The organism is Cellulomonas triticagri (genome assembly GCF_003696205.1).
GTDB lineage: Bacteria > Actinomycetota > Actinomycetes > Actinomycetales > Cellulomonadaceae > Cellulomonas > Cellulomonas triticagri.
Genome location: NZ_RFFI01000174.1, coordinates 1 through 5423 on the forward strand (window position 1 = coordinate 1; position 5423 = coordinate 5423).

The 5423-nt window shown below is 76.5% G+C and carries 6 protein-coding genes; 2 read left to right on the top strand and 4 right to left on the bottom strand.

The features are described 5' to 3' along the window. On the bottom strand, positions 1-1517 hold a 1517-nt coding region (locus EBM89_RS19275), incomplete at its 3' end, for a DEAD/DEAH box helicase (protein WP_439647210.1). Between the two features lie 231 nt (positions 1518-1748). After that, complete coding sequence (locus EBM89_RS19280) at positions 1749-3017, bottom strand: MFS transporter (RefSeq protein ID WP_122151222.1); 1269 nt, start codon at positions 3015-3017, stop codon at positions 1749-1751. Between the two features lie 109 nt (positions 3018-3126). Between EBM89_RS19280 and EBM89_RS19285 the strand changes: the two genes are divergently transcribed. Further along, entirely contained in the window at positions 3127-3870 is a 744-nt protein-coding gene (locus tag EBM89_RS19285) for a ferritin-like fold-containing protein (RefSeq protein ID WP_122151223.1), read from the top strand. A 114-nt stretch (positions 3871-3984) separates the two neighbouring features. On the opposite strand, the gene EBM89_RS19290 is transcribed toward EBM89_RS19285, so the two are convergent. After that, positions 3985-4209, bottom strand: a complete 225-nt coding sequence (locus EBM89_RS19290; protein ID WP_122151224.1) for a DUF3107 domain-containing protein — start codon at positions 4207-4209, stop codon at positions 3985-3987. 46 nt (positions 4210-4255) lie between these two features. Next, entirely contained in the window at positions 4256-4981 is a 726-nt protein-coding gene (locus EBM89_RS19295; protein ID WP_122151225.1) for a TetR/AcrR family transcriptional regulator, read from the bottom strand. An 87-nt stretch (positions 4982-5068) separates the two neighbouring features. Here EBM89_RS19295 and EBM89_RS19300 point away from each other — a divergent pair. Further along, positions 5069-5423, top strand: a 355-nt coding sequence (locus EBM89_RS19300) for an AAA family ATPase (RefSeq protein WP_233571864.1), incomplete at its 3' end; no start/stop codon positions are given.

A 5423-nucleotide genomic window follows, 5' to 3' on the forward strand; every position in this document is an offset into this window, starting at 1 on the left:
GAGCGGGTGCGACCGCCCTCGCGGGAGCCGCCCTCGCGACGCTCGCCACGCCCGCCGTCGCGGCCGCCGCGCGAGCCGCCGTCGCGACCACCGCGACCGCCGTCGCGGGAGCCGCCCTCGCGGCCGGAGGAGTGGCGCTTGCCGGTCTCGCCCAGGTCCTCGAGCACCTCGGCGTCCAGGCCCTCGCGGGTGCGCTTGGCGCGGGGCAGGCGGCCGGTGGTGCCCGCGGGGATGCCGAGGTCGGTGAACAGGTGCGGCGACGAGGAGTAGGTCTCCTGCGGCTCGGGGAACCCGAGCTCGAGGGCCTTGTCGATCAGCGACCAGCGCGGCACGTCGTCCCAGTCGACGAACGTGACGGCGGTGCCCTTGTGCCCCGCGCGGCCCGTGCGGCCGGTGCGGTGCAGGTAGGTCTTCTCGTCCTCGGGGCACTGGTAGTTGACGACGTGCGTCACGTCGTCGACGTCGATGCCGCGCGCGGCGACGTCGGTGGCGACGAGGACGTCGACCTTGCCGTTGCGGAACGCGCGCAGCGCCTGCTCGCGGGCGCCCTGGCCGAGGTCGCCGTGCAGCGCGCCGGCGGCGAACCCGCGGTCGACGAGCTCGTCGGCGACCTTCGCGGCGGTGCGCTTGGTGCGGGCGAACACGATGGTCAGGCCGCGGCCCTCGGCCTGCAGCAGGCGGGCCAGCACCTCGACCTTGTCGAGCGCGTGCGCGCGGTAGACGACCTGCTTGATGTTCTTGACGGTGTGGCCCTCGTCGTCCGCCTGGTTCGCGCGGATGTGCGTGGGCTGCGTCATGTAGCGGCGGGCCATCGCGACGACGGCGCCGGGCATCGTCGCGGAGAACAGCATGGTGTGCCGCGACGCGGGGGTGCGGGCGAGCAGCTTCTCGACGTCGGGCAGGAATCCGAGGTCCAGCATCTCGTCGGCCTCGTCCAGCACGACGCAGCGGATGCGCGACAGGTCGAGGTGGCCCTGGTTCATCAGGTCGATCATGCGGCCGGGGGTGCCGACGACGACCTCGACGCCGCGCTGCAGCATCTCGATCTGCGGCTCGTACGCGCGGCCGCCGTACAGCAGCGCGACGCGCACGGAGCGGCGCTTCGACGCGGTCTCCAGGTCGCCCGCGACCTGCACCGCGAGCTCGCGGGTCGGGACGATGACGATGGCCTGCGGCTTGCCGGGCGCGGGCAGGGCGTCGAAGCCCTCCTCGCCGGGCGCGACGACGCGGTGCAGCAGCGGGACGCCGAAGCCGAGGGTCTTGCCGGTACCGGTCTTGGCCTGGCCGATGATGTCGTGGCCGGACAGCGCGACCGGCAGGGTCATCGCCTGGATGGGGAACGGGGTGGTGATCCCGGCGTCGGCCAGGGCCTGGACGATCTCGGGGCGGACGTCGAAGTCCGCGAAGGTCACGTCCGCGGCCTGCACGGAGGCGGCGGTCGGGGTGTCGATGGTCTCCACCGCGACGTCCTCGGGGGCGAGGCCGGCGTCGGCGGTCGTGGGGTCGGTCGAGGTCACGGACTGCTCTTCACTCGTGAAGGTGGCGTGCCGCGCGTCGCGCCGCGAGGGACCGACGGGCATCGCCACAGGTGGTCCGGCAGCCGATCGTGCAGGTCAGTCGAGCGGGTCGGCCCGCCCTCGGGGCGTCGCGCCGCGCTCGGAGCACCGAGGTCGAGACGACCGGGCAACCGATGTACACGATCATGCTACGCGCAGGCCCCCGGAAACCCCGGGAGCCTGCGCGCGGGGTCAGGGCGCGAGGACCGGCGCGGCCGGTGCGGTCGACGCGGGCGCGCCCTCGGCGACCGGCTGCACGGCCCGCACCGCGGCGGCGAGGCGGCGCTGCTGGGTGACCGCGAGCAGCAGCGCGACCACCGTCGCGCCGACGGTGACGCCGAACGCCGCGGTGTGGCCGGAGGCGTCCGCGAGCCGCCCGGCGAGCGAGGAGCCCAGGGCGTAGCCGATGCCGGTGGCCGAGGCCAGGGCGGTCATCGCGGCGCCGGTGCGGCCGGGGGGCACGACCCGCTCGCCGAGGGTGAAGACGCCGATCATGTACGGCGCGATGGCGAAGCCGAGCACGGCCACGGTCGCGGTGAGGGCGGGCAGCGTGCCGACGAGCAGCAGCGGCCAGGACAGCGCGACCATCGCGGCGGCCGCGGCGAGGACGCGGCGCTCCTGCCGGAACCGTGCGGGGAGGAACGCCGTGCCGATGCCCGCGACGGCGCTGCCGACGCCGAGCACCGCGTGGATCAGCCCGGCGAGCCCCGCCTGGCCGGTGAGGGTCGCGAGAGCGGTGGTGCCGGTCTGGATGGAGCCGAACAGCGTGCCCACGGCGGTCTGCGCGAGCAGGAGCACCACGAACGCGCCGGTCACGAGGCGCCCGGTCGGCCGGGCGTGCGGGCCGGTGCCGGTGCGGCGCGCGGTGGGGTGCAGGGCGAACGCGGTGCCGAACACGGCGAGCAGCGCGGCACCGGACAGCAGGGCGCCGGCGGGGGACAGGGCGACCGCGACGACGCCGACGAGCGCGGGGCCGAGCGCGAACGACGCCTCGTCGACGGCGCCCTCGTACGAGAACGCGGCGTCGACGAGCCGGCGCTGGTCGGGTCCGGTCCCGGCGGTGATCGGGCGCCACCGCACGCGGGCGAGCGGGCCGACCTGCGGCAGGGCGAGCCCGGTGACGGCGGCGGCGGTGACGACCAGCGCGGGCGCGGCCCGGCCCTCGGCGAGCAGGGTGAGCGCGGTCAGCGACACGGCCCCGGCGAGCGACTGCACGAGGACGACGGGGCGCTGGCCGAACCGGTCGGCGAGCGACCCGGCGACGGGCGCGCCGACCGCGTTGGCGACGGCGAGCGCGCCCGCGGCGAGGCCGCCGAGCGCGTAGCGACCGGTGGTGACGGAGACGAGGAGCAGGGTGCCGAGCTGGGCCATCGCCATGGGCAGGCGGCCCAGGAACGCGACGACGACGTAGGCGGGGCCGGCCAGCCGGAACAGGCGGGCGTAGGCGGTGAGGGCAGACACGGGTGCGTCCTTCCGGGTACGCGGAACGGGCGACGCGCCTCCCCGCCTCCAGGTCGCGTCCCGACACCCTCAGCGCCGCCATCATACGGCGCGGGGCTACCCTGGTCGGATGACCGGATCCGCTCAGGACACCCAGCCGCACCCCGACGCCCCGGCGTCGTCGGTCGCGGCCGACACCGTCGAGCTGCTCGGGCTCGTCGCCCACCTGCAGCACGTCGCGTTCAACCGGCTCGCCGAGGACGCCCGCGTCGCCCCGACCACGGGTCAGCAGCTCGAGCTCAGCCGCCTGGCCGCCGCCGCGGTGGACCGCCGCGACCGGGTGCTCGCCCGCGTCGTCGAGCTCGGCGGCGACGCCGAGGAGTGCCTGGGCGCGTACGCGCGCCTGCTGGAGGACTTCGACTCCCGCACGCAGCCGAGCACCTGGTGGGAGCGGCTGCTGCGCACCTACGTCGCCGAGGGCGTGTCCGACGACTTCTGCCGCATCGCGGCGGCGAGCGTGGACGAGCGCTCGCGCGAGCTGCTGCTCGAGGTGCTGGACGACGCCGCGCACGCGGACCTCGCGGTCGGCGAGCTCGAGGCCGCCGGCGCCCAGGACGAGGTGCTGGTGTCCCGGCTCGCGCTGTGGGGTCGGCGCCTGGTCGGCGAGGCGCTCGGCGTCGTGCAGCAGGCCATCGCCGCGCACCCCGGCCTCGGCCGGCTCGCCGTCCGGCGCGAGCACGCCGCCGCTCCCGCCGACGTCCCCGCGCCCGTGGACACGCCGACCTCCGCCGAGGACGGCGACACCGGCAAGATCTTCGGCGAGCTCACCGCGGAGCACACCCGCCGGATGTCCCGCCTGGGCCTCACGGCCTGAGCAGCGAGAGCGGTCTGAGCGGCACAGCCCGCCCGCAGCACGACGAGACCCCCGCACCGGACGGTGCGGGGGTCTCGGTCGACCTGGGGACCTCGCGGTCCCGGGCTGGCGGCCTCAGATGGCGCCGAAGCCCACCCGGCCCTTCGACTCGCTGCCGATCTCGACGTACCCGATGGTCGCCGACGGCACGATGACGCGCCGGCCGCGGGTGTCCACGAGCTCGAGGACCGGCTTGCCGGTCAGGGCCGCGGTGACGGCGGCGGTGACCTCGTCGGCGCTCTGGTCCGACTCGATCACCAGCTCGCGCGGCAGGTTCTGCACACCGATCGTGATGTCCACGCTTCGTCGTCTCCTCGCTCGTCGTCCGGCGTCGTGCCCGGCCATCCTAGGCCGGGGTCGGCGCCCCGGCGGCGTCGGCGGGGCCGCGTTCGCCCTGGGCCGACAGCGTGTCGTCCTCGTCCTCGGTCGCGGGGACGAAGTCGGCGACGCCGCCCCACGCGAGCCGGGCCACCAGCGCGGCCGTCTCGCGGGCGGTGCCGGTGGGGGTGCCGTCCTCGGCGCGCAGGCGCCGGGTCGCGGCGGACTGCGCCATGGCGGCGAGCGACGGGGCGAGCAGGGCCGCGACGTCGGCGGGCACCCCGGCGACGTCGTGCAGCACCGCCCCGAGGCGCCGGGTGACCGCCTCGGTGGCGCGCTCGACGCGGGCGCGCACCTCCAGGTCGTGCCGCACGTCGGACTCGAACAGCAGCGCCGACGACTCGCCCGCCCCGTCCACGAAGTCCAGGTAGGCGCGCACGACCCCGGTGATGATCGCGCGGGCGTCGTGCGGGCGGACCTCGCCCGGCGGGTGCATCGCGACGGCGGCGTCCACGGCGGACAGCAGCTCGTCGCCGCGGGCGTCCACGACCGTCAGGTACAGGTCGAGCTTGGACGGGAAGTGCCGGTACAGGACGGGCTTGCTGACCTCGGCGCGGTCCGCGATGTCGTCCATGGACACGTGGTGGAAGCCCTGGGAGGTGAACAGCTCCTGCGCGATGCCGAGGACCTGGGCGCGGCGCAGCGCGCGGGGCATGCGCGCCGGGCGTCCCTGACCGGTCGGGGGCTGGTCCATCGGGCGATGATAGACGCCGCCCGTGCGGCGCCCGGACAGCGTCCGGACGGGTCCGGGATGTGGGTGGCGTGTGATGGGATCGGTGCCGTGAACCCGACCACCGCAGCGCCCGTCGCGGACCCCGCGGCGCCCGCGCGCGGCGGTGCCGGAGGGCGGGACGGCCTGGCCCTGCGGCTGGTGCGGCCGGTGCTCGCGGACGTGCCGCCGCCGGTGCGGCTCGGCGCGGACCAGGCGGCGGTCGTGCACCGGCTGCGCACCGGGTCGGACCGGGCGCTGCTCGTCACCGGCGCGGCGGGCTCGGGCAAGACGCTGCTCGCGGTCGAGGCCGTCGCGGCGCTGCTGGGGGCCGACGACGACGCCCTGCTGCCCGCCCCGGGCACCCCGTCGCCGGACGAGGTGCTCGTGCTGGCGTCGGGGCGGCGTGCGGCCGCGGAGCTCCGCG

Excerpts from the sequence above, each read along its gene's own strand:
- EBM89_RS19285 (WP_122151223.1), top strand. The coding sequence starts at position 3,127 with ATGACCGGATCCGCTCAGGACACCCAGCCGCACCCCGACGCCCCGGCG.
- EBM89_RS19295 (WP_122151225.1), bottom strand. The coding sequence starts at position 4,981 with ATGGACCAGCCCCCGACCGGTCAGGGACGCCCGGCGCGCATGCCCCGC.